Source organism: Corallococcus macrosporus DSM 14697, from assembly GCF_002305895.1.
Classification (GTDB): domain Bacteria; phylum Myxococcota; class Myxococcia; order Myxococcales; family Myxococcaceae; genus Myxococcus; species Myxococcus macrosporus.
Genome location: NZ_CP022203.1, coordinates 6036529 through 6062700, shown reverse-complemented (window position 1 = coordinate 6062700; position 26172 = coordinate 6036529). Strand labels below are relative to the sequence as shown.

Here is a 26172-nt window from a genome sequence, read left to right as displayed (position 1 = left end):
CGGGAAGTGAGGCGCTACTCCGACTCCTCGACGGTGAGCTGGTAGGCGTCCTGGAAGTTGGACTCGCGGTTGCGCGCGTCCCGGACCTCGAAGACGTAGACGCCCGGCTCGGCGCTGTAGCGGATGCGCTCCGGCTGGTCGCCCTTGGCCCGGTCCGCCGTCTGCACGAGCGACAGCTTCCCGTCTGGCTGCACCCGGTGCAGGTACAGGCCCACGTCGACCTTCAGGATGCCCAGCAGCGTGGCCCGGATGGGCGTGCGCAGCGGCCGGTCCGACAAATCCAACCGGAAGAAGTCCGTGTCCTTGACCGGATACACCGTGCCGCGCACCGGCTGCCCCACCGTCAGGTCCTGCGCCCGGTCCACGGTGTTGTTGGGCTCGCGCTCCTCGCCGCCGTTGTCCGGCACCGTGGTGACGGTGATGCGGTAGGGCTGCTCGGCGTTCTCGAAGTCCTTCACCCACTTGCCGTCCACCTTGCGCGACGCGCCCTCCACGCGGAAGTAGCAGGCGCCGTCGCAGGCGACGTTGTTGAGGCGCTCGGGCTCCTTGAGGGCGCCGTCGTTGGCGCGCAGCAACACCGTCTCCTTGTCCGACTCGCCCTCCGGCGGCTCCACCATGGAGAGCACCAGGTCCAGCCGCTCCACGCCGGTCAGCTCCACCTTGGCCAGCACCGGCTCGGCCGTCTTCAGGACGAAGTGGTCCACGTCCCCCTTGGGCGCCAGGAAGCCCTCGCGGTAGCCCCCGGCCGTCACCGTCGTGGCCTTGTGGAGCTCGTCGTTCGGCTCCAGCTCCGCGCTGGCGCCGGCCTCCTCCTGCGACACGGTGAGCGTGTACGGCATGGTGGTGTTGAAGGCCCGGCGGGCCTCCTTGCCCGTGCCCACCCAGCTCGTCTTCACCACCACGTAGACGACCCGGTCCGTGGCGCGCACGCCGATGTTCCGCAGCGACAGCGTCTCGCCCTCCTTGCCACGCAGGGAGAAGAGCGGCGCCTCCGCCGCGGACAGCACCGACAGCTCCGGCCGCACGCCGTCCACGCCCGTCAGCTCGATTTTCAGTGCCACCGAGGGCGGCTCGGGCGGCACCGCCGGCGTCCCCGCGTCCAACGCCCGGGCAATGGCCGCGCCCACCGCCCCGCTGCCCACGGGCGGCGGCTCGCTCCCCGCGAAGGTGCCTTCCACGGCGGGGGAGGGCGGGGCCTCGTCACGGCCGAAGCCGTCCACCTCGCCCTGGCCGGGCGAAGCGCCCAGCCGCGCGGTGATGCCGAACGCGCCATCGCCCTCCGGGTTTCCAGGCGCGGCGCCTTCCTCCGTGTCGAAGCCGGTGCCGCCCAGCTCCGGCCGCTCGCCGGGGACGCCCTGTCCGTCGCTCGCCCTGGGGCTTCCCGGCCCCTGCCGGGCGGCGAGGTCACTGCCTTCCAGGGTGTCCTGCCCGGCGGGAAAGGCCGTGCCACCCATCCCGGGCGGCGTGCCTTCCATCCCCCGAGGCGCGGCGCCAGCGCCCTGGGGCGGCGTGTCCTGTGAGGGCGAATCGCCGAAGGGCGAGGAGGGCTCCGGCGTCCCGCCCTGGCCCGGTGCCGGCGCGGCGTCCCCTGGGGGCGACGGCGGCGTCGGGTCCGGCAGCTCGATGCGGTACCAGTCCTCGTCGCCGGCGTGGCCCAGGAACGCCGTCACCGTCTGGCCCAGGGCCAGGTTCACCGCGTCCACGGCGCGGTCATTGGGCTCCCGCTCCTCGCCGTCCTCGGGGGCGCGCAGGCGGACCTCGAGCGTGTACGCCCCGCCCACACCTTTGCGCGTGGGGACCACGCGGAGGAAGCGCTCGTCCTCCACGTAGAGGTTCGGGAAGCGCTCCGGCTTGCCCTCGCCCTCGCTGTTGACGCCCACCAGGCGGTTGCGGTCGCGGTCATACACCTCCAGGGTGATGTCCCCGCCCGGCAGGCCGGACACGGAGACCTCCGCGATGCGCGGCGCGCCGGGCGCCAGCCGGTACCAGTCCTCGTCCGCCTTGTTCGGCTGCGCGGTGAGCTCCGCGCTCACCGTGCTGTTGCGGGTGAGCTCCAGCGCCTGGTCGGGCCTGTCGTTGGGCTCCTGCTCCGTGAGAGCGGCCGGTCCCGTCTCCACCGGGCCCGCGTCCAGCGCTTCCGGTGCCTTGTCCTCCTTGCAGCCGGCCAGCACCAGCCCCAGCACACAGGCCCACCCCCAGCGTCTCATCACGGTCTCCTCCAGAACAGGCCGCCATCCTTCCCGTCAGGGACGGAGTGTCAAGCACCCCAACATCCGCGCGGGCGCTTTCATCCGCACCCGCCCGGCCGCCCCGTGCGTGCTCGGACTGGAGCCCCGCTCACGAGGCGATCAAAGATGGGAGGACATGCGACGCCTGCTCCTCGCCTCCCTCCTGTCCGCCACGGCGGCCTCCGCCGCATCCAATGTCCCCCCGGGTTACGTCCAGGCCACCGACTGGCTCGAGCGCTCCAGCGAGCCGGGGCGCTACGGCCCCCTCAACGTGCTGGACGGCCGGGACACCACCGCCTGGTGCGTCAGCGGTGACGCGCCCGCGTCCTTCACCTTCGGGTTCAAGGACATCGTCACCGTGGACGAGGTCCGCGTGTACACGGGGGACGGCTCGGACCGGGCCGCGTTCAAGGCGCGCGCCCGGGCGAAGAAGCTCACCCTCACGGGCATCAAGGAGGCACGCAGCGTCCGCGTGGAGGACAAGCGCGGGCTCCAGGCGGTGCCCCTCAAGCCCGCGCTGCGGGGGGCCCGCTTCACGCTGGAGGTGTCGGACCGCTTCCCGGGCGCCAAGGACGGCGCCCCCGTCTGCGTCACCGACATCGTCTTCTACTCGGGGGGGAAGGCGCTCAACGGCACCTGGCTGGCGCCCAAGCTGCGCTACAACGCCCGGCTGGCGCCGCTGTTGGGGACCTGGTTCGGGGGCCTGAAGGGCGCGCCGCACCGCTTCCTGTCCTTCTACCTGGATGGCACCTACAGCCTCACCGAGGAGCCCCTGGAGGGCGAGGTGTCCACCACGGTGAGCGGCGCCTACACGCTGTCCGGCGACAAGCTCTCCATGGACGTGCCCCCGCACGGCCGCGTGACGGTGCGTTTCCCGCGAGCGGACGCGGAAGGGACGCGCCCGCCGGATGCGGCGCTGACGTTCGACGGCCCCGTCGCCGAGGCGTGGGGGCAGGAATTCCGCGGCCAGCGGTGAGAGCGCGGGCTGGCTGCCGCCCGCCTGGCTTCCGGGTGGTGCGGCGGCCCGCTTCTACAGGGCGGCCAGCTTTCGCTTCGCGCCGAAGTGGCGGAAGAACGCGATGATCTCCTCGACCGCGATCTTCACGTCGGTGGCGTCCTGGAACTCGGATTCCAGGAAGATGCCGCCGCAGGACTCGCAGGTGTCGTAGTGCAGGGGGTGCTGGCGGTCGCCGCCGTCCACGCGGACGAGGTCGACCTGGCACTCGGGGCACTGACCGGTCAGTGCCTCCGCATCCACCTTGCCGCCCTGGCTCTCCAGCCCGGGGAGGTTGTTGTGGAGCAGGACCCGGTTGAGGTCCGCGACGTCGATCCAGAGGCCGCCGCAATCTCCACACTTTCGCAACGTCTGATCATCCCCCTCGAGATCGGTCATCTCGACGTTGCAGCTGGGGCAATCCATGGTCCGGTTCCATTCTCCTGTTGGGGGGGAGTGGTGTTCTCCCCAGTCGATTGGAGAATGATAGGTCGCGCGAAATTTCGGATGCAACCCGCCTTGCGCCTTCTGTTGGCAACGCGCCGTCCCGTCGCCCCCCAGCCCCTCGGCCCTACGCCTTCTCGCGGCGGATGTCCGCGCCCAGCTCGCTCAGCTTGCGCTCCAGGCGCTCGTAGCCCCGGTCCAGGTGGTAGACGCGGCTGACGTCGGTGCGGCCCTCCGCCCGCAGCCCCGCGAGGATGAGTGACGCGCTCGCCCTCAAGTCCGTTGCCATGACGGGCGCGCCGCTCAGGCCCTTCACGCCCTTCACCACCGCGGTGTGTCCCTGGATGGTGATGTCCGCGCCCAGCCGGTGCAGCTCCGGCACGTGCATGAAGCGGTTCTCGAAGATGTTCTCGCTGATGACGGAGGTGCCCTGGCTGACGGACATCAGGGCCATCAACTGGGCCTGCATGTCCGTGGGGAAGCCCGGGTGCTCCGTGGTGGTGATGTTCACCGAGGTCAGCCGGTCCGGCGCCTTGCAGCGCAGGCCGCCGTTCTCCGCGGTGAGGGTGCAGCCGGCCTCGCGCAGCTTCTCCACCAGGGCGTCCATGTGCTCGGGCACCACGTGCTTCACCAGCACGTCGCCGCCGGAGATGGCCGCCGCCACCAGCAGGGTGCCGGCCTCGATGCGGTCGGGGAGGATGGCGTGCTCCACCGGCTTGAGCGCGTCCACGCCCTCAATCGTGATGATGGAGGTGCCCGCGCCCTCGATGCGCGCGCCCATCTTGTTGAGCACCCGGGCCAGCTCCTCGACCTCGGGCTCGCGGGCGCAGTTCTCCATCACCGTGCGGCCCCTGGCCAGCACCGCCGCCATCATCACGTTCTCCGTGCCGGTGACGGTGATGACGTCGAAGTTGACCGTGCCGCCCTTGAGCTGCTTCGCGGTGGCCTCCACGTAGCCTTCGGTGAGGTGGATGTCCGCGCCCAGCGCCTTCAGCCCCTTGAGGTGCTGGTCGATGGGCCGCGCGCCGATGGCGCAGCCGCCCGGCATGGACACGCGCGCCCGGCCGAAGCGGGCCACCAGCGGCCCCAGCACCAGCACGCTGGCGCGCATCGTCTTCACCAGCTCGTACGGCGCCTCCGGGGTGATGTGCCCGTTGACGCCCACCTGGCAGACGTCCGTCTTCTCCGCGTCGCGCTCCGCGTCGCAGCCCATGGTGCGCAGCACCTTGAGCATGGTGGTGACGTCCGCCAGGTCCGGCACGTTGCGGTACGTGGAGGTGCCGTCCGCCAGCAGCGCCGAGGCGAGGATGGGCAGCGCCGCGTTCTTCGCGCCCGAGGCCTGCACTTCTCCGTGCAGCGCCTGGCCGCCCTTGATGACGATCTTGTCCATGGTTCCCTGCGTCTTCAGCCCTGTGGCCCGCTGGCCGCGGGCTGTGTCCCAAAAGCCATTCGTTCCCGCCGCTCCAGGTCCTTCTCCACCCGCGCGTCCGCGTAACCCGCGGCACGCAGGAGCTCCAGGACGGCGGGGCCCTGGTCCTCACCAATCTCCATTGCAAGGAGGCCGCCAGGCTCCAACCACTGGCGCGCGCCCGTCACCACCCGGCGCACCGCCACCAGCCCGTCCGGCCCGCCGTCGAGCGCCAGCTTCGGCTCCCGGCGCACCTCCGCGGACAGGCCCGGAATCTCACCGGAGGCGATGTAGGGCGGGTTGGAGACCACCACCTGGAAGCGCTCGCCCGCGGGCACCGGGGCGAAGAGGTCGCCTTGCAGCACCGTCACCCGGTCCGCCACGCCCAGCGCCTGGGCGTTCTCCCGCGCCAGCGCGCAGGCGTCCGGGGACAGGTCCGTGGCGGTGACGGTGGCCTGTGGCCGCTCGGCCGCGAGGCTGATGGCGATGCAGCCGGAGCCCGTGCACACGTCCAGCGCGCGGCCGGGCGCGTCCCTGGGCAGCATGCGCAGCGCCGCCTCCACCAGCAGCTCCGTCTCCGGGCGCGGAATCAGCACCCGGGCGTCCACCTTGAAGGGGCGGTTGTAGAACTCGCGCACGCCCGTGAGGTACTGCGTGGGCTCGCCCGCCATGCGGCGCTCGATGAGGGCACGGTAGGCGCCCAGCTCCTCCTTGGAGAGGGGGCGGTCCAGGTCCACGTACAGCCGGACGCGGCTGAGCTCGAGCACGTGCGACAGGAGGATCTCCGCGGTGAGCCGCGGCGCGTCCACCTGTCGCTTCTCGAAGTGCTGCGTCGTCCAGGCGAGGACCCTGCGGATGGTCCAGGGCTCGCTGCTCATGCGGAGGGCTTCGGGCCGCCGGCCGTCTGCGCCTTGAGCGCCTCGGCCTGGTAGTAGGTCCGGCAGGCGGTGATGACCTCTTCCACGTCACCCGCCATGACGCCTGGCAGGTTGTGCACCGTGAGGCTGATGCGGTGGTCCGTCAGCCGGTCCTGCGGGAAGTTGTAGGTGCGGATCTTCTCGCTGCGGTCGCCGGTGCCCACCTGGGCGCGGCGGGCGGAGTCGCGCTCGTTGCGGATGCGCTCCTGCTCGATTTCGTAGAGCTTCGCCCGCAGCATGCGCATGGCCATGGTGCGGTTCTTGAGCTGGCTCTTCTCCTGCTGGCACTTCACCACGATGCCCGTGGGGTGGTGGATGAGGCGCACCGCGGAGTCCGTGGTGTTGACGCTCTGGCCGCCGGAGCCGGTGGAGCGCATCACCTGCATCTCGATGTCCGCCGGGTTGATGTGCACGTCCACGTCCTCCGCCTCCGGCATCACCGACACGGTGATGGTGGACGTGTGGATGCGGCCCTGCGTCTCCGTGGCCGGCACGCGCTGCACGCGGTGCACCCCGGACTCGTACTTCATGCTGCTGAAGACGGCGTCCCCCGACAGCGTCACCGTGGCGTCCTTCACGCCGCCGGCGTTGCCCGGGCTCATGTCCAGGATGTCCGCCTTCCAGCCCCGGCGGTCCGCGTAGCGGAGGTACATCTGCATGACCTCCTCGGCGAAGAGGGCCGCCTCGTCGCCGCCCGCGCCCGCCCGGATCTCCAGGATGACGTTCTTCTCGTCGTTCGGGTCCTTGGGGAGGAGGAGGATCTTGAGGCTGGCCTCCAGCTCCTCGCGCTGCTGCTTCAGGCCGGGCAGGGCCTCGCGGGCGAAGGCCTTCTCGTCGGCGTCGCCGCCGCCGAGCCAGGTCTCCACCTCGTCGAGGTCGGCGAGCACCTTGCGGTAGGTCCGGAAGGCCTCGACCAGCTTCTCCAGGCTGGCGCGCTCCTTGGACACCTTCTGGAGCCGCGCCGAGTCGGCGAGCACGTCGGGGTTCGACAGGTCGGCCGTCAGTCGTTCGAACCGGCGCTCGACGTCTTCGAGTTTGTCAATCATCGTCGTTCCGGGGGGTATTGCCCCTTTGCCGGCCCTCTGGCAAGGGCGGGCGGAGTCAAGAAAATCCTTGGACGCTCGGGCGGGAGCATGAAAAAAGGGCCGCCCTCACCGCGCTCAGCGGTCGATTTCACATCACCACACGGAGTCCTTCCACATGCCCGCCCAGAAGGGAAATCGTTCCAAGAAGAAGGTCGCCAACCGCGCCAAGGGCCGGAAGGCCCAGCTGAAGCGCCGCCGCAGCCGCGCCAAGAAGGGCCAGTCCAACAACAAGGTCTAGTGCGTTGGCTACTCCCTCCCTCGAACTTCGGGGGAGGGAGGCGGGCGGGCCCACGGCTCCAGCTCGGGCAGCATCCGCTCCACGCCTTCTGAGGATTCGGCCAGCAGCCGCAGCACCGCCTCCGCCTCCTCGCCCGTGACGGGCACCGGCTGGAAGGGCAGCTCCGGGAAGCGGTCGGTCCTCAGGGGCAGCACCTCGCTGGACAGGTACGCGCCGCCGGGGCCGAAGTGGCCCTTCCACAGGGCGCCGCGCTTGTCGCGAGGGTTCCAGTTCCCCCCGAAGACGAAGTTCCCCAGCGAGTAGACGACGGGCCGCCCCTGGTACAGCTCCATGGCCTGGAGGACGTGTGGGTGGGCGCCCAGCACACCCGCGGCGCCCGCGTCGATGGCGGCGTGGGCCAGCCGGACCTGGTAGGGCTCCGGGGTGTAGGTGCCTTCGCGCCCCCAGTGGAAGTAGGGCAGGACGAGGTCCGCCTGGGCCCGGGCCGCGGCGATGTCCTCCCGGAGCATCCGTTCCATCACCTCCACGTCGGAGAAGTGGCCGGCGACCCCCGGGGTGGTCTCCGTGGCGTAGACGCCGGGCGGCTCGATGTTGCGCGTGCCCAGGAAGAAGTAGCCCAGCAGCGCGACGCGCTGGCCGCCCACGGTGACGACCGCGGGGCGGCGGGCCTCCGCCAGGTTCCGGCCCGCACCGAAGTAGGGGATGCGCGCCGCGTCGAGGGTGTCCAGCGTGTCCAGCAGGCCCTGGGCGCCGTAGTCCATCAGGTGGTTGTTGGCCAGGCTCACCACGTCCACGCCGCCAGCGGTGAGGACGCCGACCAGCTCCGGCTTCGCGCGGAAGTTGAAGTTCTTGGGCAGCTTCTCCCCGCGCACGGTGAAGGGGCACTCCAGGTTGACGACGAACAGGTCGGCGGCGTCCGTCAGGGGCTTCACCTCCTGGAACCCGTAGAGGGCCAGGTCGTCCCGGGAGCGGCCCTTGGCGGCCTCCGCGTCGTAGTGGGTCTGGTAGTTGTGGCCCAGGGTCACATCGCCGCCCACGATGATGGAGAGGGGGCGGGAAGGGGGCTCGGCCACCGGCGCCTCGGGCGCCTGGGCCGCCGCCCCGGGGGCGGGGGCTGTCGGGCTGGCTCCTCCGGCGGCAACCGCTCCGGCGGGGGGACGGCGCGGGGGTGACAGGCGGACAACAGGAGAAGCAGCAGGGCGACGTGGCGCATGGGCAGGGGGAAACTCTACCTTGCACCCCTTGGAGCGCGGCGCGTAGATTGCCCGCGCGCTCATGGCCCGCGAAAAGGACAACATCGCTCTCTCCGACGAGCACAATACTCGTGGAATCGAGCTGGCGGACCGGGGGTGGCTCGACGAGGCCATCAAGGAGTTCAAGAAGGCCATCGACCTGGACCCAAGCTCCGCGCACGCCCACGACAACCTGGCGACGGTCTACGCGGAGAAGAAGCTCTTCCGCGAGGCCCTGTCGGAGTACCTCACCGCCCTGAAACTGGAGCCGGAGAGCGCCACGGCGCACTACAACCTGGCCTGCTTCCTCTCCACCCACGCGGGGGAGATGGCGGTGGAGGAGTATAAGGAAGCCATCGAGCTGGACCCGGAGTATCCGGACGCCCACCTCAACCTGGGCCTCACCTACGCGGACCAGGGCCGCGTGGAGGAGGCGATGCGCGAGCTCCAGACGGCCATCGAGCTGGACTCCCAGGACGCCTTCCCCCGCCACGAGCTGGCCGCGCTGATGATGGACGAGGGCGACTACCGCTCCGCCATCACCCAATTGAAGGAAGTGGTGCGCCTGGAGCCGGACAACTTCGAGGCGCAGTTGGACCTGGGCATCTGCTACGCGCAGAAGGGCTTCTACGCGGAGGCCGAGCGCGCCTATGAGCGGGCGCGGGCGCTCAACCCGGAAGATCTGCTGCTCAACTACAACCTGTCCGCCCTGTTCGCGCTGTGGGGGCGTCCCAAGGACGCCGTGCAGTACCTGCAGAAGTCGCTCACGGCGGACCGACCGAAGGTGATGGGGTGGCTGTCCACCGACCCCATGTTCGACGCCCTCAAGGGTGACCCGGACTTCGAAGCCTTGTTCTGAGCCATGGGCAACGAATGGTTGTTCCTGGGGTTGGCGATCCTCCTCGTATTCGCCAACGGCTTCTTCGTGGCGACCGAGTTCGCCATCGTGAAGATCCGCGCCACGCGGCTCCAGGCGCTGGTGGACGAGGGCGCCCCGGGCGCCGCCCCGGCGATGAAGATGGTGGAGAAGCTGGACGCGTACCTCTCCGCCACGCAGTTCGGCATCACCCTGGCGTCCCTGGGCCTGGGCTGGCTGGGTGAGCCCGCCTTCGCGCGGCTGCTGGAGCCGGTGCTGGTGCCGTTGGTGCCGGAGGGCGCCTCCACCACGTTGGCCCACTCCGCGGCGGTGGTGATTGGCTTCAGCATCATCACCTTCCTGCACATCGTCCTGGGGGAGCTGGCCCCCAAGAGCCTGGCGATCCAGCGCCCCGAGGACACGACGCTCGCGGTGGCGCTGCCCATGCGGGTGTTCTACGTCCTGTTCTACCCGGCCATCGTCCTGCTCAACGGGCTGGCGGCGTGGGTGCTGCGCGTGTTCGGTCTCCAGGCGGTGGGGGAGGCGCACGAGGCGCACAGCGAGGACGAGCTGCTGGTCATCCTGCACAGCTCGGCGCAGGCCGGCGCGATCACGACGGCGCGCGCGGAGCTGCTGGAGCGCGCGCTGGAGATGGCGCAGAAGACGGCGCGCCAGGTGATGGTGCCCCGCAACCAGGTGAAGTTCCTGGACGTGGAGGAGCCGCTGGAGAAGTGCATCGCGGACGCGCGCGCCGCGGGCCACACGTGGCTGCCGGTGTGCCGGGGGAACCTGGACGAGGTCGAGGGCGTGGTGAACGCCAAGGACCTCTTCTTCCTGCTGTCCCGAGGCGAGCTGCGCAGCCTGGCGCAGGTGCAGCGGCCGGTGCTGTTCATCCCCGAGGGCGCGACGCTGGAGCAGCTCCTGGCCGAGTTCCGCCGCCGCCGCCGGCAGACGGCGCTGGTGGTGGACGAGCACGGCGGCACGTCCGGGCTGGTGACCATCGCGGACGTGGTGGCCGAGGTGGTGGGCGACGTGGCGGAGCTGGGCCGGCGCATGGACGAGGTCCGCGCGCTGCCTGGAGGCCGCTTCGAGCTGCCGGGCACCGCGCAGCTCGACGATCTGGAAGAGCGGCTGGACGTCGACTTCGACCTGGACGAGGACGAAGAGGGCGAGGTGACGACCATCGCCGGCTACCTCATGACGCGGCTGGGCCGGGTCCCCGTGAAGGGGGACACGCTGCGGCTCGACATGTGGCGCATCGTCGTGGACGACGTGGAGGGCCCCCGCGTGGTGCGCGTCACGGTGGAGCCGCAGTCGCGGACGGCGGCCGGCCGCTCCGTGGCGGACGGTACCGGGGGCGCGGGCGAGCCGCCCTCGAGCGAGTCCTGAGTCCGTAGACCTGCCTTCCTGCCCGGCGTGCGCCTCCCGCGCCGCGTCAACGTGCCTGCCTGCCAGGTGGGCGCGAGCTTCGCGTTCATGCGGACGCGCGCGGGGCCGCGCTGTGGGGGCAGCGGGCCCGCCGGGCGCATGTCAGACCGGGATGCTACGTCCCGCGGAAGGTCACGCGCTCGCGTGGCGCAACAGGACTCAACAGGGCTGAAGCAGCGATACCCGCGGGAGGACGTCATGGGAGCGTAGAGACGCGGTGCGCACGCCGCCCCGCACAGGGCACGCGCTACAGCTACAGGGCACGCCTGCCCTGTCGCGCACCAGGCAACCGAACGTATGGCGATGCGTGGCATGGCCACGCTTGATCGCCTGGAAGGTGGCTGGTACTCCTTTCTGATGAACGCTCCGAGGCCGATTTTTCGGCCTCGCGCGCGATTTTCTCCTCGTACCGAGCCCGCTCTAGGAGCCCGCTGGCATGCGAATCAAGCGGTTGGACATCACCGGCTTCAAGTCCTTCATGGAACGGAGCGTCTTCACGTTCGACGAAGGCGTGACGGGCATCGTCGGGCCCAACGGCTGCGGCAAGTCCAACGTCGTGGACGCCATCCGCTGGGTGATGGGTGAGCAGAGCGCGAAGAACCTCCGTGGCCGCGGCATGGAGGACGTCATCTTCAACGGCTCGGAGAACAAGCCGCCGCTGTCCATGGCGGAGGTGTCGCTCACGTTCATCGTGGATGACACGGACCAGCTCGCGCCCCAGTACCAGGGCTTCTCCGAAGTCACGGTGACGCGGCGCCTGTTCCGCAACGGCGACTCCGAGTACCTCATCAACAAGACGCTGTGCCGCCTGCTGGACATCACCGAGCTGTTCCTCGGCACGGGCGTGGGCACCAAGGCGTACTCCATCATCGAGCAGGGCCGCGTGGGCCTCATCGTGTCCAGCAAGCCCGAGGACCGGCGCCACCTGCTGGAGGAGGCCGCGGGCGTCACCAAGTACAAGGCCCGCCGCAAGGCCGCCGAGCGCAAGATGGAGGCGACCGACGCCAACCTGCTGCGCGTCACCGACATCACCAACGAGCTGGAGAAGCGGCTGGACGCGCTGTCGCGCCAGGCGAAGAAGGCGGAGAAGTACAAGAAGCTCAAGGCGCGCATGCGGGACATCGACCTGCACGCGGCCACCCACCGCCAGTTGGAGCTGATGGCGGAGAAGAAGATGCTCCAGTCGCGGCTGGAGAACCTGGGCTCCGAGGAGCGGGAGAGCCTGGACCGGGTGAAGGAGCTGGAGGAGACGATTACGCGCCGCCGCGCGGAGCTGGAGGCGGAGACGGCCGCGCTCCAGGCGCTCGCCGCGGAGGTGCACACGCTGGAGAGCTCCCTGCAGCGCGACACGCAGGAGATGACCTACGGCAAGCGCGACCTGGAGGAGACGCGGGCCCGCGTGGCCGCCGCCCAGGTGGAGCTGGACGGGCTGCTCGCGCGCAAGGCGGAGATGTCCGAGGCCATGGCCGCCCGCGAGGCGGAGCTGTCCGGCATCGCCGGCTCGTGGAAGGAGGACGAGGTCGCGATGCAGGTGGCGCAGGAGGAGCTGCGCCGCGTGTCCCAGCTCCAGACGGAGGTGGCGCTGCGCCTGGAGCAGGAGCGCGCCGGCCTGGTGGCCGTGGCCACGCGCCTGGCCAACCACGAGAGCAACCTGGTCAACCTCGCCCGTCAGCGGAGCGACTTGGAGGCCCGCCGCGCGAAGCTCCAGGGGGAGCTGGAGACGCTGCGCGCGCAGGAGCTGTCGCTGGAGAACGTCCGGGGTGACGTGGCCAGGCGGGTGGAGGACACCCGGCACCTCGCCGCGGAGCTGGCCGAGCGCAAGGGCCAGGAGGAGGACGCGCTCGTCCGCACCCGCGCGGCCTTCACGGAGAACGAAATCGAGGTCATCGCGCTGCGCGAGGAGCTGAGCGACAAGCGCAGCCGCCTCTCCACGCTGGAGGACATCCAGAAGAACTACGACGGCTTCGACCGCGGCGTGCGCGCCGTGATGACGCGCGCCGGCATGCAGGCCCGCGAGCAGGGCATCTTCGGCCTGGTGGCGGACGTCATCAACGTCACCCCGCGCTACGAGCGCGCGGTGGAGGCCGCCCTGGGTGAGCGGCTCCAGCACGTCATCGTGGAGAGCCGCGACAAGGGCGTGGAGCTGGTGGAGTACCTCAAGGGCCACGCCGAGGGCCGGGGCAGCTTCCTCCCGGTGCCCGCGCTGGACGCGCTGCCGGCCCCGCTGGAGCCGGACTTCAGCCGGCCCGGCGTGTTGGCGCACGCGCTGCGCGAAGTCACCTGTGAGGAGGCGCTGACGCCGCTGGTGCAGCTCCTGCTGGGGGACGTCGTCGTGGTCCAGGACGTGGCCGCGGCGCGCGCCTGGTCCGAGTCCGGCGGCCCCATGTGCACGCTGGTGACGGTGGAGGGCGAGGTGTTCCGCCCGGACGGCACCATCGTCGGCGGTGAGCGCGAGGGCGCGGCGGTGGGCGCGCTGCAGAAGAAGCGCGAAATCGCCGAGCTGGCCACCGAGGTGGCCCGCGTGGAGGAGCGCTACAACGAGATTCTCACCCGGCACTACACGCTCCAGAAGCAGATGGGGCACGCGGAGGGCGTCCTCAAGGGGCTGGCGAAGAATCAGCACGCCGAGGAGCTGAACCTCGCCAGCCAGGAGAAGGACCTGCACAAGGCGGGCGAGGACCTGGCCCGCGTGCGCGAGCGGGTGCGGGCCCTGGAGGTGGAGGAGGGGCAGCTCACCCTGAGCCACCAGGCGCTGGAGCACGAGGAGGAGGCCAGCCGCGGCGAGGTGGCGCACGGCCAGGCGGACCGCGAGGGCCGCGAGGAGCGGGTGAAGCAGCTCGTGGCCGAGCAGGAGACGCTGCGCCAGCGCGCGGAGACGGCCAACGGCGAGCTGACGGGCCTGCGCATCAAGGTGGCCGCCGGCAGCGAGCGCGGCGAGTCCGCCCGCAAGGAGCTGGACAGCCTCGTCACCCAGCGCCAGGACATGGAGACGCGCATCGCCCGGCTCCAGGCCACGGTGGTGGAGGGAGGGGCGCGCGCCGAGGAGCTGGAGCGGCGCACGGCGGACACCGAGGGCGGCCTGTCCCAGCGCGCCGAGGAGCACCGGCTGGCCGCGGAGGGGCTGGAGAAGCGCCGCGCGGCGCACACCGCGGCCTCCGCGGAGGTGCGTGAGCAGGACGCCACGTTCCGCGAGCTGCGCGGCCGCGTGGACGAGCTGATGCAGGGCCTGTCGCAGATTTCGCTGCGCGAGCGTGAAATCGCGCTGGAGCTGGAGCACCTGGCGGCGGGCATCCGCGAGCGGCACCAGGTGGAGCTGGCGAACGAGCTGCACCAGTACCACCTGCTGCCCGCGCTGGCCCCGGAGACGGAGGCGGAGCTGAAGGACTTGCGCGCGCAGGTGGAGAAGATGGGGGAGATCAACCTCACCGCCATCGACGAGCACGCGGAGCTGTCCAAGCGCTACGACTTCCTCACGGCGCAGAAGAAGGACCTGCAGTCCTCCATCGAGCAGCTCAAGGACGCCATCCAGCGCATCGACGCCACCAGCCGCGAGCGCTTCAAGCAGACCTTCGACGTGGTGAACGAGAAGTTCCAGGCCATCTTCCCGCGCCTGTTCGGCGGCGGGCGGGCCAGCCTCATCCTCACCAACGAGGGCCCCGGCCAGGAGCCGGGCGTGGAAATCGTCGCGCAGCCGCCCGGCAAGAAGCTGCAGAGCGTCAACCTGCTGTCCGGTGGCGAGAAGGCCCTCACCGCCGTGGGCCTCATCTTCGGCATCTTCCTCATCAAGCCGACGCCCTTCTGCCTCCTCGACGAGGTCGACGCGCCGCTGGATGAGGGCAACGTGGGCCGCTACAACGACATGGTGAAGGAGATGAGCAAGCAGTCGCAGTTCATCCTCATCACCCACAACAAGCGGACCATGGAGGTCTCCAACACCCTCTACGGCGTCACCATGGAGGAGCCGGGCATCTCCAAGCTGGTCAGCGTGCGCATGCGCGAGGCGGGCGCGGCCAACGACGACAAGGTGACGGCGGCGTAGTCCCGCTGTCCCTCACGGGCGGGGCACCGGGCCTCCGGTGTCCGCCCCGCGGCGGCAATCCCCAGAAACACCGAAGGCGCGGGCCCCGGCTTCCGGGCTCCCGCGCCTTCTGTTTTTCCGCCCGGGTGGGGCGGGGGACGCCTAGAACTTCTTCTTCGGGCAGGCGGCCTTGTCCTGCGCGGCCATCTTCTCCGCGTCCGCCAGCTCCTTCACCGACTCGTCCACGTTCTTCTGGGTGGCGGCGACGACGTCACCCCAGTTCTCCGCGTCCTTCGCCGCCATCTCCGTGGCCAGCGCCAGCGCGGCCTGGTCCGTGGCCTGGCGGGCCTTGATGGATTCAAGGACGCGCGTGTCCGCCTTCACCAGGGCCTCGCACTTGGAGGACATCTCATCGAAGAGGCGCCAGTTCTTCGTCTTCTGGTAGCGGTCCACCACCTCGGCGTAGGCCAGGGCCGCCGGGGTGCGGGCGCCGTCGGCGATGGCCGAGTCCGCCGCGCGCTGGGTGCGGTTGAGGTCCAGCTGGAGGAAGCGCAGCTCGGGCGGCAGGTTGGCCGAGGCGGCCTCCGGCGCGGCCGAGTCGAAGTGGACGAAGCGGTAGGAGAAGCCCAGCTCGTCGGAGCTCAGCTTCGCCGGCAGCGCGGCGATCTTCGGCTGGAGGCAGGCGGCGAGCTGGTCCGCCTCGGTGTTGCCGGAGGGCGCGAAGGTCACCTCGGCCGGGGTGGGGTTGGCCTTCAGCAGCTTGATCTTCGCCGTCAGCGGCGGCGGGACCTGCTCCTTGAAGTTGGCGTAGCACTCACACCAGCCCTGCTGCGCCAGGCGCACCGCGCCGGTGAAGTCCGAGCCCTCGTTGATGCCGAAGGTGACGGAGTTCAGGCCGCTGGTGGTGTGCTCGAAGGGGATGGCGGCCTCCACCGGCTGCGCGCCCTTGGGCAGCGCGGCCAGCTTCACCTGCGTGTCCACCACCTTCTGGATGCAGGCCTGGCCCTCGGGGGTGAGGTTGGTGCCGCTGACGGCGTGCGTCGCGCCCTGCTCCGTGACGCTCGTCTTGACCTCCACCGTGGTGCTCTTCTCCGGGCCCCGGTGCTTCGGGTCCACCAGGCACTCCATCACCTGAGGGCGGGTGGTCAGCAGCGCGCCCAGCACGACGCCCTGGCTCGCCTGCTCCGGGAGCTGGAGCTCGCGCGGGAAGCAGTTCACCAGGTCGAACGGGGGCTGATTGGTGATGCGGACACGCTCCTCGGTCGACGTGGGCTGGCCAGCCTGCGCCGCGGCGGGCTTCTGCTGGCCGGCACAAGCGGCGGTGAGGAAGACGGAGGCTACGGCAACACGACGCAACATGCGGTTGTTCTCCCTAGGGGTGGACCTGCGTGCGGACTTCTTTACTTCTCCAGGCCCTCGGCGTTCTTGAGGTCCTTGAGCCGAAGCCCGTTCTTTTTCAAAAGGCGATAAAGGCTCTGCATGGACAGGCCGGTGCGCTGCTCCGCGGCCTTCATGTCGAAGCCCACGGATTTCATGACCTCGGCGAAGTAGAGCCGCTCGAAGTCGGCCAGCACCCGGTCCTTGGCCTCGTGGTAGGGCAGGGTGCCCACCAGCGTGGCCACCTGGGTGGTGGGGGCCTGTCCCTCCAGGCGCCGCGACGGCTGGGCCAGGAAGTCCAGCCAGCTGCTGTTGCCCGTCTCCTCCATGAGGGCGCCGCGCTCCAGCACGTTGCGCAGCTCGCGCACGTTGCCCGGCCAGTCGTAGCCCTCGAAGAGGGCCAGCGTCTGGGGCGTGAGGGTGATGCTGGCGCGCAGCGTCTGGGCCAGGGCCTGGGCCAGCGAGGGCAAATCGTCCCGCCGGGTGCGCAGGGGCGGCAGGCGCACGCGCGCCACCGCGAGCCGGAAGTACAGGTCCGCGCGGAAGCGGCCCTGGCGCACGTCCTCCTCCAGGTTCCGGTGGGTGGAGGCGATGACGCGCACGTCCACCGCCACCGGCTGGCCATCCAGCGACGGCACCTCGCGCGTCTCCAGCACGCGCAGCAGCTTGCCCTGCACGGACATGGGCAGCTCGCCCACCTCGTCCATGAAGAGGGTGCCGCCCCGGGCCGCCTCGAAGACGCCGCGCGCCTCGCGGTCCTCGCCGTCACCCGCGCGCAGGCCGCCGAAGAGCTCGCGCTCCGCCTTCTCCTCGGAGATGAGGTTGCAGTCCACCACCTTGAAGGGGCCGTGGCGCCGCGCGGAGTGCTGGTGCACCGCGCGCGCCGCCAGCTCCTTGCCGGTGCCCGTCTCACCCTCCACGAGCAGGCTCATGTCCTCGCGGGCGATGCGGCGCAGCTCCGTGAAGACCCAACGCATCTTCTCCGAGGCGCCCACCAGCGCGCCGAAGGACTCCGCGCCCGCCACTTCCACCTCGGTGGGGCGCGGGGCGACCTTCACGGAGAGCTTCGTCTTGCCCAGCTCCACCTTGTCGCCGCTCGTCAGGTAGGCCTGCACCACCTGCCGGCCATCCAGGAAGGTGCCGTTGCGGCTGCCGGTGTCGCGCAGCAGCAGGCCTCGCGAGGTGCGCTCCACCTCCAGGTGGCGGCGGCTCACCGTGGCGTCCGTGAGCACCAGGTCCGCGGCGCTGTCGGAGCCCACGCGGACCAGGCCGTCCTGCGTCTTCACCTTCTTGCCCTTGTCCGGACCGGAGACGACCTCCACCGTCCATTCGGGGATGGGGATGCGGGTGGTGCGTCCTTCCTGCTCCGTCTGAGTGGTCTGGGTGACCTCGGGCCTATCCATATCGGGTCCTCTTTAGGTGCGAGTCGCATGGGCGGGCAAGCCCGACGCGAGCCTCTTCACATCGGAAAAACTCACGGCAGTACGAGCGGAAGAATCCTGCCGGAGGGTTGTTGAGCCCGCGCTTCGACTGGCGCGAGCGCCATCCGTGCGCGGGCAGGTGACTGCGGGAGTGCGGGACGGCCGTCGAGCGTGAGCACCAGGTCCTCCGCGGGGCGCTTCGCGCCCTCGGGCGCGAAGCGCCCATGGAGGCCACCGGGCCGCGGCCGCGCCAGCGTCTCCAGCAGCGCGGCGTCCACGTCCGGGGTGGCGGAGCGCAGGCGTTGGACGCGCAGGCGCACCAGGTCCTGTCCCGCTTCTTGGAGGGCTGGCGGTGATTCCGGGGCCCAGTCCTTGGACAGCCACGCCGCCGCGTCGAGCACGTCCCAGGGCGCCCACGCCAGGGCGGGGGATGGCGCGCGGGGAGGCTTCAGGCGGCTCGACAGGCCGCGGAGTGCTTCGCGCGTGAGCGCTTCCATGAGGCGCGTCAGCTCGGGCGCCGGGTCCGCGCTTTCCTCAAGGGTGTCTGTGTAGGGATTCACGGTGGCCTCCCCGAAGACCTCCAGCACCCCCTGGCGCGTGGCGGGGTGGAGGACCTCCACGCTGCCCACGTACCTCACCACCTCGGTGGCGCGCTGGCCCACCGTGTATCCCTCGGTGTCAATCAGTTCACGTTCGCCGGATGGGACGCGGTGCTCCGCCCAGGGGCGGAGCACCAGCAGGGCATCGGGCTGGACGCCGTGGGACGCCAGCGTCGCCACCACCTCGCGCGGCAGCGCGCCCTCGCCGCCCTCGCCGGGTCGCGTCACGCGCAGCTCGGTGGGGCCGAAGCAGCTCCGGCACGCGGCGGCCAGGAGGGCCACCGGCGGCATCGGCGCCAGGCGCGGGCAGGGGAAAGGGGCGGTGTGTTTCACGACACCCCCCATACAAGACGAACGTTCGGCCAGAATCCAGAATCCTGCGTCACTCCCTGGCGGAAGGACGCAGGAGGCCGGGTCGCGCCTCAGTAGCGGGCCGGCGGGTCGCTGGCGGGGAAGGTCTCCAGCAGCTCCTCCTCCACCGCGTCACGTGCCGTGTCATTCCCACCCGAGGCGATGCTCGCGTTGGTGGGTTGCTTCTCCTCGGAGGCCGCGCCGCGCTTGCCACCACTGTTGGCGGCGCGCTTGCGGCCGGTGCCCGCGCGAGACACCCCCGCCATGCGAGCGCCGAGCAGATTCTTCGCCCGCTCGGCGAGGTTGCGTTGCTCCTCCTGCCAGTCGCGGAAGAACTGGGCGAGCTCCGGGTCGCCGTTTTCCTCGGCATCCCGGATGTACGCCTCACTGGTCGAGGCACCCTTGAGCAGGTGATACAGGACGCTGATGAGGTTGTACTGCTCGTCCCGGGTCCCCGTCTGCCGCTCTTCGCCTGCCATGCCGCCTCCCGTGGATGAGTGAAGTGCCACTGGGAGGAAGCTATGCACGGTGGGCCGGGAGCCTCGGCGGGGGCGGCTGGCCGCCTGCCAGGGGTGCTCAGGCCTGGAGCATCGGCTCCAGGCGGCCCTCGGAGTCCAGGCGGGACAGGTCCGAGTAGCCGCCGACGTGCGTGTCGCCGATGAAGATTTGCGGCACGGTGCGCTGGCCGCCGCTCATCTCCACGAGCCTGGCGCGCAGGTCATCGTCTCCGGTGACGTCCACCTCCTCGTAATCCACGCCCTTGCGCTTGAGCAGGTCCTTGGCGCGGACGCAGTAGCCACAGTAGGTGGTCGTAAAAATCTTCACGGGCTTCACGGGTGTCTCCTCCTTCGTATCCACCAAGTTAAGGGCCAGGGAGGCGTGCCGCCACCCGGCCCGCAAAGACGACGGCCCCCGGTTCCCAGGAAGGGAGCCGGAGGCCGCGTTCAGGCCGTCACCCCGGGCAGGTGCCGGGGTGAGGGGCGGACTACATGCCCATGCCGCCCATCCCGCCCATGCCACCCATCCCGCCCATGCCACCGCCGGCGGGGAGGTCCTTCTCCTCCTTCGGACGCTCCGCCACCATGGCCTCGGTGGTGAGCATCAGCGAGGACACGGACGCCGCGTTCTGCAGCGCGGTGCGGCTGACCTTGGCCGGGTCGATGACGCCGGCGGCCAGCAGGTCCTCGTAGGCGCCCGTGGCGGCGTTGAAGCCGAACGGACCGGTGGACTCCTTGACCTTGTTCACCACCACGCTGCCCTCCAGGCCGCCGTTGCCGACGATCTGACGCAGGGGCTCCTCGAGCGAGCGGCGGATGATGTCCACGCCGAACTTCTCACCCCCCGTGAGCTGCAGGCCTTCCAGCGCCTTGAGGCAGCGGATGTAGGCCACGCCGCCGCCAGGGACGACGCCCTCTTCCACGGCCGCGCGGGTCGCGTTGAGCGCGTCCTCGACGCGGGCCTTCTTCTCCTTCATCTCCGTCTCGGTGGCCGCGCCGACGTTGATGACGGCCACGCCGCCCACGAGCTTCGCCAGGCGCTCCTGGAGCTTCTCGCGGTCGTAATCGCTGGAGGTCTCTTCAATCTGGGCGCGGATCTGCTTCACGCGCGCCTCGATCTCCTGCTGGCTGCCGGCGCCGTCCACGATGGTGGTGTTGTCCTTGTCCACCGTGAGGCGCTTCGCCCGGCCCAGGTCCTGGAGGGTGATGGTGTCCAGCTTGATGCCCAGGTCCTCGGCGATCATCTTGCCGCCCGTCAGGGTGGCGATGTCCTCGAGCATGGCCTTGCGGCGGTCACCAAAGCCGGGGGCCTTCACCGCGCACACGTTCAGCACGCCGCGGATCTTGTTGACCACCAGGGTGGCCAGGGCCTCGCCCTCGATGTCCTCGGCGATGATGAGCAGCGGCTTCCCGGCGCGGGCGACCTGCTCCAGGATGGGCAGGAGGTCCTTCATCGAGGAGATCTTCTTCTCGTTGATGAGGATGAGCGCGTCGTTGAGCGCCGCCTCCATGCGCTCCGGGTCCGTCACGAAGTACGGGGACAGGTAGCCGCGGTCGAACTGCATGCCCTCGACCACGTCCAGCGTCGTCTCCAGGCCCTTGGCCTCCTCGACGGTGATGACGCCTTCCTTGCCCACCTTCTCCATCGCGTCCGCGATGATGGTGCCGATCGTCTCGTCACCGTTGGCGGAGATGGTACCGACCTGGGCAATCTCCTTCTTGTCCTTGGTCGGCTTGGCCAGCTTCTTCAGCTCGGCGACGATGGTGGCCACGGCCTTGTCGATGCCGCGCTTGATCTCCATCGGGTTGTGGCCCGCGGCGACCAGCTTCGCGCCCTCGCGGAAGATGGCCTGCGCCAGCACGGTGGCCGTGGTGGTGCCGTCACCGGCGACGTCAGACGTCTTGGAGGCGACCTCCTTGACCATCTGCGCGCCCATGTTCTCGAACTTGTTCTCGAGCTCGATCTCCTTGGCGACCGTCACACCGTCCTTGGTGATGGTCGGAGAGCCGAAGCTCTTCTCGATGACCACGTTGCGGCCCTTGGGGCCCAGGGTGACCTTGACCGCGTCGGCCAGGATGTTGACGCCGCGGAGGATGGCCTCACGCGCGCGCACGTCGAAAAGAATGTCCTTCGCCATTTGGGAAGTTCCTTAAGGAAGGGTGGGGGAGACCGGATTACTTCTCGATGACGCCGAGCACATCCTCTTCACGCAGGATGAGGTGCTCCTCGCCGTCGAGCTTGATCTCGGTGCCCGCGTACTTGCTGAACAGGATGGTGTCGCCGGCCTTGATGTCCAGCGGACGGACCTTGCCATCCTCCTGCACCTTGCCGTTGCCCACGGCGACGACCTTGCCCTCCAGGGGCTTCTCCTTCGCCGTGTCGGGGATGAAGAGGCCGCCCTTGGTCTTGTTCTCCTCGGCGACGCGCTTGACGATGAGCCGATCCTGCAGGGGACGAATCTTCATGGCCTGCTCCTTACGTTTCGCTTCCGGCGCCGTTTCAAAGGGCGACCGGAAGCTGCTTGGGGGTTGAAAAAGGGCCTCGTGGCCCGTGGGGTTAGCACTCGCACCTCATGAGTGCTAACGCCCAGGCGCGGCGGATAATAACCAGCGAAGTTGACCCGTCAAGCGACGCTGGCTGAGCGCTTTCGAGTGTGCCAACTGCGCGGCATTGCTGGGGTTTTCCAGTGACGCCGGTCCCCGGGCCTGGCCCGCACGGCCGCGCGCTCCGGGGCCCGGATTGGCACTCAAGCCGCGTGAGTGCTAACGCAAGTGCCCGGAATCACTGGGGGTGGTTTTTGCCGCGGCGCCGCCCGATTGCTACCCTTCCCAGGTCTCCTCCGGGCGACGTCCGCCCGGGGAATGACGGGAGGTGTCAATGAGTGGACTGGTGGCGTCCCTGTCGCTGAAGGAATTCTTCAAGTCTCTTCTGGGCGAAATCACGGGGCGGCAGCGGGTGGAGCTGGCGGAGGTGACGGAGTTCTACCTGGTGAACCTGCTGTCCGAGTTCGCCGTCACCGACAAGCTGTTCACCCGCGAGGAGGACGGGCGCAAGGACCACGAGCCCCTGGCCATCCTCTACCATCAGGCCCTGCAGCAGGAGCGCGCCGAGCGCATCCGCACCCTGCGCCGGCTGGGCGACGTGTCCCTGTACACGGCGGGCTTCTTCTCCGGCGCGCTGCAGGGCGGGGTGGTGGGGCCGGACTACTACATCCAGATGGGCGGCACCGCGTACGGCCACGTGGCGGAGCTGACGCCGGCCGCGGGCTTCGCGCAGGTGTACCGGGAGCTGTGCGAGAAGTTCCGCAAGGTGGTGGAGGTCCTGGAGGAGATTTCCGCGCGGGGCATGGTGCAGGCCGGCCCCAGCGGCGCGCTGAAGGTCTACGAGGCGTGGGTGCGCACCGGGAGCGACCGGCTGGAGCGCGTGCTGCTCGAAGCGGGGATGATGCCGCGGCCCAAGGGGCAGCTCGCCAACTAGCCGGAGGTGCGGATGATTGGCCGCGTTCAGGACCACCTGGAGGCCATCTACGGCTTCACGTGCGAGGCGAGGGCGGAGGGCTTCGTGGTGGACACGGAGGCCGCCGCGAGGCTGGGCGGCACCGGCCGCTCCGACGAGGAGCTGCTGGTGCACGAGGCCGGGGACGCGCTGGAGCTGGCCCTGTACCTCTCTCCAGCGCTGCTCGACAGGCTCAAGCCCTACGAATCCGGGCCGCTGGGCCATGTGCTGGACAGCGACCTGGCCGGGTACTGCCAGGTGGCGGAAGGGGTGAGCCACTTCCTCTACGTGGCCCACACGGCGGCCCATGGCCGCACGGTGTCGCTGCTGGAACTGGAGGCGCAGGCGGAGGTGGACAAGTTCGCGGTGTGCCTGCTGCACCGGTGGGGGGAGGGCGTGGGCGCCTGGGCCCAGGAGCTGCTCCAGCGGCTCTTCGACCGCGTCTCGTACCGCAAGCAGCTCTCCGCCCAGGAGCGGTGGCGCTACGAGGAAGCCAACCGGCTGTCACGGCGCTTCTGCGCGCGGCTCATGGGGCACGTCGGCGCCCGGCGCCTGGACCGGCTGTTGGGGGACCTGCGCTACGCCTACCGTCTGGGGGCGGAGGCCAAGCTTCGCCATTTCGCGCACGGCGGTTGAGCACCTTTCCGTCCGCATCGGGTAGGGTGGGCGGGTATGCCACGCGAGGCGTCCGCAGGCGGTGTCGTCATCCGGGAGAGCGCCGGCCACTGGGAGGTGGCCGTCATCCGTCCCCATGGCCGCACCTTGTGGGCGCTGCCCAAGGGGCACGTGGACCCGGGCGAGACGCCCGAGCAGACGGCCAGCCGCGAGGTGCGCGAGGAGACGGGGCTGTCCGTGTCGCTCATGGCCCCGCTGGGCGAGATTCGCTACGTGTACCAGTTCCGCGGACAGCGCATCTTCAAGCGCGTCCACTTCTTCCTGTTCCGCTATCAGGAGGGAGAGCTGGGGCCGCTGCCGGGGCCGCGCGTCGAGGTGGACGAGGTGCGCTGGGTGCCGGTGGTCCAGTTGGTGCCACTGCTGGGCTACAAGGGAGAGAAGGCCGTCGCCTCACGGGCGGTGCGCTGGTTGCGCTCCCAGGGCCTGCTCCCCGGAGCCCCCTCCCCGGCGAGCGTTGCCGGGAAGGAAGGGGGCTGAAGGGAACCGCGCGTGACTACTTGGGCTCTTCGCCCTGGTACTTGCCGGACAGCGCCTCGCGCACGTCACGGTCGAACTTCACGCGGCCGGTGGCCACCTCGCGCAGGGACAGCACGGGGGGCTTGTTCTTGGACTGCTCGAGGATGGGGCGGGCACCGGCCATGAGCTGCCGCGCGCGCTTGGCGCCGAGCAGCACCAGCGCGAACCGGTTGTCGACGAGGGGGAGGCAGTCTTCGACGGTAACGCGAGCCATGGAACGTCCTTCGGATTTCGGTGGGGCTACTGGAAGCCTCTGAACCTAAAGAGCACCCCCCGGCGAGTCAAGGAAGGACGCACCGGAGGGCAGCCAGCCAGGCGGCCCGGCTCAGGTGTACCACCAGGCCCAGAGGATGAGGACGCCCTGGAGGGGGAGCCGCAGCCAGAGGAGGGCGGGGGGAATCTTCCGGAACCGCTCCGGGTGCCGCGCCATGTAGAGGTTGGCCGGGAAGACGGCGATGAACAGGGCGATCAGCCCCCAGGCGGCCAGCCGGCTCGTCTGGGGGATGACCAGGCCCACGCCCAGCAGCACCTCCGCCACGCCGCTCCAGAACACCAGCGGCCCGCGGAATGGCAGGGACGGCGGCATGATGCGCTCGTACATGCGCGGCGCCCGGAAGTGGTTCAGCCCCGCCGCCACCATCAGCAGGGCCAGCACGTACTGGAGGACCAGCTTCCCGCCGCTCACGTGGCGGCGAACGCCTCGCCGACGATGGCGCGCGCCTCCTGGAGGATGGCCTGGAGGTGGGCCTCGTCGCGGAAGCTCTCCGCGTAGATTTTGTACACGTCCTCGGTGCCGGAGGGGCGCGCGGCGAACCAGCCGTTCTCCGCCACCACCTTCAGCCCGCCGATGTCCGCGTCGTTGCCCGGCGCGCGCGTGAGGCGCTGGAGGATGGGCTCACCGGCCAGCGTGGTGGCCTTCACCGCTTCGGGGGACAGCTTCTTCAGCGCGGCCTTCTGCGCGGCGGTGGCCGGCTGGTCGATGCGCGTGTAGCGCGGCGCGCCGAACCTCGCCGCCAGGGCCTGGTAGTGCTCGCCCGGGTCCTTCCCGGTGCGCGCCAGGATTTCCACCGCCAGCAGGTCCAGGATGATGCCGTCCTTGTCCGTGGTCCACACCGTGCCGTCCTTGCGGAGGAAGGACGCGCCGGCGCTCTCCTCGCCGCCGAAGCCCAGCGAGCCGTCCAGCAGCCCGTCCACGAACCACTTGAAGCCCACCGGCACCTCGACGACGCGGCGGCCCAGGTCCTTCGCCACGCGGTCGATGAGGCTGCTGCTCACCAGCGTCTTGCCCACCGCGGTGCCGGGCTTCCAGCCCGGACGGTTGCGGTAGAGGTAGTCAATGGCCACGGCCAGGTAGTGGTTGGGGTTCATCAGCCCCAGGCTGCGGGTGACGATGCCGTGCCGGTCCGAGTCCGCGTCGTTGCCGAACGCGATGTCATACGCGTCCTTCAGGCGCACCAGGTTCGCCATGGCGTGCGGGGACGAGCAGTCCATTCGAATCTTGCCGTCGTGGTCCAGCGGCATGAACCGGAACGTCGGGTCCACCGTGGGGTTCACCACATGCAGGTCGAGCCCGTAGCGCGCGGCGATGGGCTCCCAGTACGCGACGTTGGAGCCGCCCAGCGGGTCCGCGCCGATGCGCAGCTTCGCGCCGCGCAGGGCCTCCATGTCGATGACGGTGCCCAGGTCCTCCACGTACGGGGTGATGAAGTCGTGGGGCTTCACCGTGGGCGCGGTGCGCGCGCGCTCATGGGGGATGCGCTGCACGCCCGCGTTGCCCGCGCCCAGCAGCGCGTTGGCGCGCTGCTCGATGACCGCGGTGACGCTCGTGTCCGCGGGGCCGCCGTTGGGCGGGTTGTACTTGATGCCGCCGTCCTCCGGCGGGTTGTGGGACGGGGTGATGACGATGCCGTCCGCCAGGCCCGTGGCGCGGCCCCGGTTGTAGGTGAGGATGGCGTGGGAGATGACGGGCGTGGGCGTGGCGCCGTCCGTGAAGCGCACCTGCACGCCGTTGGCCGCCAGCACCTCCAGCGCCGTCCGCTGCGCGGGGGCGGAGAGGGCGTGCGTGTCCATGCCCAGGAAGAGCGGCCCGTCGATGCCCTGCTGCTGGCGGTACTCGCAGACGGCCTGCGTCACCGCCAGGATGTGGGCCTCGTTGAAGCTGGTGCGCGCGGAGGAGCCGCGGTGCCCGGAGGTGCCGAAGGCCACGCGTTGCTCCGGCACGCCCACGTCGGGCCGGCCGGAGAAGTACGCGGCGCGCAGCTTCTCGGGGTCGATGAGGAAGTCTTCCGGAGGGGGCTTGCCAGCGAGCGGGTGTGCCATGGCCGCGCAACATAGCCATGCCCCACGACGGAAGGCGCGACGATTCTGGCGACCGTGCACCGGGTTACACCCG

At 70.2% G+C, this 26172-nt stretch carries 24 protein-coding genes; 8 read left to right on the top strand and 16 right to left on the bottom strand.

From position 1 onward, the window contains the following. Positions 1-14 precede the first annotated feature (14 nt). Positions 15-2207, bottom strand: coding sequence for an ABC transporter substrate-binding protein (locus MYMAC_RS24210; RefSeq protein WP_095959804.1), 2193 nt, complete (start codon positions 2205-2207; stop codon positions 15-17). Between the two features lie 157 nt (positions 2208-2364). Between MYMAC_RS24210 and MYMAC_RS24205 the strand changes: the two genes are divergently transcribed. Next, a complete protein-coding gene (locus MYMAC_RS24205; protein ID WP_013941475.1) occupies positions 2365-3204 on the top strand; it encodes an NADase-type glycan-binding domain-containing protein in 840 nt (279 codons plus the stop codon). 54 nt (positions 3205-3258) lie between these two features. Here MYMAC_RS24205 and MYMAC_RS24200 read toward each other — a convergent pair whose 3' ends face one another. The 4 genes from MYMAC_RS24200 to prfA form a co-directional block, all read right to left on the bottom strand. Beyond that, complete coding sequence (locus MYMAC_RS24200) at positions 3259-3648, bottom strand: zf-TFIIB domain-containing protein (RefSeq protein ID WP_043711805.1); 390 nt, start codon at positions 3646-3648, stop codon at positions 3259-3261. Positions 3649-3793: 145 nt separating this feature from the next. Continuing rightward, a complete protein-coding gene (murA, locus tag MYMAC_RS24195; RefSeq protein ID WP_095959803.1) occupies positions 3794-5056 on the bottom strand; it encodes a UDP-N-acetylglucosamine 1-carboxyvinyltransferase in 1263 nt (420 codons plus the stop codon). 14 nt (positions 5057-5070) lie between these two features. After that, entirely contained in the window at positions 5071-5952 is an 882-nt protein-coding gene (gene prmC / locus MYMAC_RS24190) for a peptide chain release factor N(5)-glutamine methyltransferase (RefSeq protein ID WP_095959802.1), read from the bottom strand. Then, positions 5949-7037 carry a peptide chain release factor 1 gene (gene prfA / locus MYMAC_RS24185; protein WP_013941471.1) on the bottom strand — a complete coding sequence of 363 codons (1089 nt, stop codon included), beginning with the start codon at positions 7035-7037 and terminating at the stop codon, positions 5949-5951. The genes prmC and prfA overlap by 4 nt, the downstream gene beginning before the upstream one ends. A gap of 154 nt (positions 7038-7191) precedes the next feature. Between prfA and MYMAC_RS38410 the strand changes: the two genes are divergently transcribed. Continuing rightward, positions 7192-7314 carry a hypothetical protein gene (locus MYMAC_RS38410; protein WP_013941470.1) on the top strand — a complete coding sequence of 41 codons (123 nt, stop codon included), beginning with the start codon at positions 7192-7194 and terminating at the stop codon, positions 7312-7314. 8 nt (positions 7315-7322) lie between these two features. Here MYMAC_RS38410 and MYMAC_RS24180 read toward each other — a convergent pair whose 3' ends face one another. Further along, positions 7323-8387: a CapA family protein gene (locus MYMAC_RS24180; RefSeq protein WP_239988979.1), complete on the bottom strand. Its 1065-nt coding sequence runs from the start codon at positions 8385-8387 to the stop codon at positions 7323-7325. 202 nt (positions 8388-8589) lie between these two features. Here MYMAC_RS24180 and MYMAC_RS24175 point away from each other — a divergent pair, with 202 nt between their 5' ends. From MYMAC_RS24175 to smc, 3 genes are all read left to right on the top strand, one after another. Then, positions 8590-9405, top strand: coding sequence for a tetratricopeptide repeat protein (locus tag MYMAC_RS24175; RefSeq protein ID WP_013941468.1), 816 nt, complete (start codon positions 8590-8592; stop codon positions 9403-9405). A 3-nt stretch (positions 9406-9408) separates the two neighbouring features. Further along, a complete protein-coding gene (locus MYMAC_RS24170; RefSeq protein ID WP_095959801.1) occupies positions 9409-10791 on the top strand; it encodes a hemolysin family protein in 1383 nt (460 codons plus the stop codon). Between the two features lie 475 nt (positions 10792-11266). Beyond that, positions 11267-14869: a chromosome segregation protein SMC gene (smc, locus tag MYMAC_RS24165; RefSeq protein ID WP_095959800.1), complete on the top strand. Its 3603-nt coding sequence runs from the start codon at positions 11267-11269 to the stop codon at positions 14867-14869. 141 nt (positions 14870-15010) lie between these two features. On the opposite strand, the gene MYMAC_RS24160 is transcribed toward smc, so the two are convergent. From MYMAC_RS24160 to groES, 7 genes are all read right to left on the bottom strand, one after another. After that, positions 15011-16207, bottom strand: coding sequence for a hypothetical protein (locus tag MYMAC_RS24160; protein ID WP_095959799.1), 1197 nt, complete (start codon positions 16205-16207; stop codon positions 15011-15013). Between the two features lie 41 nt (positions 16208-16248). Further along, complete coding sequence (locus tag MYMAC_RS24155; protein WP_095959798.1) at positions 16249-17628, bottom strand: sigma 54-interacting transcriptional regulator; 1380 nt, start codon at positions 17626-17628, stop codon at positions 16249-16251. Between the two features lie 71 nt (positions 17629-17699). Then, positions 17700-18578 (bottom strand): hypothetical protein, encoded by an 879-nt coding sequence (locus tag MYMAC_RS24150; protein WP_239988978.1) that lies wholly within the window; start codon positions 18576-18578, stop codon positions 17700-17702. Between the two features lie 89 nt (positions 18579-18667). Continuing rightward, on the bottom strand, positions 18668-19075 hold the full coding sequence (locus MYMAC_RS24145; RefSeq protein ID WP_013941460.1) for a hypothetical protein: 408 nt from the start codon (positions 19073-19075) through the stop codon (positions 18668-18670). Positions 19076-19172: 97 nt separating this feature from the next. After that, entirely contained in the window at positions 19173-19430 is a 258-nt protein-coding gene (gene grxC, locus MYMAC_RS24140) for a glutaredoxin 3 (protein WP_013941459.1), read from the bottom strand. A 151-nt stretch (positions 19431-19581) separates the two neighbouring features. Then, a complete protein-coding gene (gene groL, locus MYMAC_RS24135) occupies positions 19582-21231 on the bottom strand; it encodes a chaperonin GroEL (RefSeq protein ID WP_095959795.1) in 1650 nt (549 codons plus the stop codon). A 37-nt stretch (positions 21232-21268) separates the two neighbouring features. Next, entirely contained in the window at positions 21269-21559 is a 291-nt protein-coding gene (gene groES, locus MYMAC_RS24130; RefSeq protein WP_013941457.1) for a co-chaperone GroES, read from the bottom strand. Positions 21560-21971: 412 nt separating this feature from the next. Here groES and MYMAC_RS24125 point away from each other — a divergent pair, with 412 nt between their 5' ends. The 3 genes from MYMAC_RS24125 to MYMAC_RS24115 are packed head-to-tail and all read left to right on the top strand — an operon-like array spanning position 21972 to position 23741. Further along, entirely contained in the window at positions 21972-22571 is a 600-nt protein-coding gene (locus MYMAC_RS24125) for a hypothetical protein (RefSeq protein WP_013941456.1), read from the top strand. Between the two features lie 12 nt (positions 22572-22583). Continuing rightward, positions 22584-23225 (top strand): hypothetical protein, encoded by a 642-nt coding sequence (locus tag MYMAC_RS24120; protein ID WP_013941455.1) that lies wholly within the window; start codon positions 22584-22586, stop codon positions 23223-23225. A gap of 36 nt (positions 23226-23261) precedes the next feature. Then, complete coding sequence (locus MYMAC_RS24115; RefSeq protein WP_095959794.1) at positions 23262-23741, top strand: NUDIX hydrolase; 480 nt, start codon at positions 23262-23264, stop codon at positions 23739-23741. Between the two features lie 16 nt (positions 23742-23757). On the opposite strand, the gene rpoZ is transcribed toward MYMAC_RS24115, so the two are convergent. The 3 genes from rpoZ to pgm all read right to left on the bottom strand — a co-directional run bounded on the left by rpoZ (position 23758) and on the right by pgm (position 26099). Next, the gene (rpoZ, locus tag MYMAC_RS24110; protein ID WP_013941453.1) at positions 23758-23994 is read right to left on the bottom strand and encodes a DNA-directed RNA polymerase subunit omega; all 237 of its coding nucleotides are present in this window, start codon (positions 23992-23994) and stop codon (positions 23758-23760) included. 111 nt (positions 23995-24105) lie between these two features. Next, complete coding sequence (locus MYMAC_RS24105; RefSeq protein ID WP_013941452.1) at positions 24106-24465, bottom strand: DoxX family protein; 360 nt, start codon at positions 24463-24465, stop codon at positions 24106-24108. Continuing rightward, entirely contained in the window at positions 24462-26099 is a 1638-nt protein-coding gene (gene pgm / locus MYMAC_RS24100; RefSeq protein ID WP_095959793.1) for a phosphoglucomutase (alpha-D-glucose-1,6-bisphosphate-dependent), read from the bottom strand. The genes MYMAC_RS24105 and pgm overlap by 4 nt, the downstream gene beginning before the upstream one ends. Between the last annotated feature and the right edge of the window lie 73 nt (positions 26100-26172).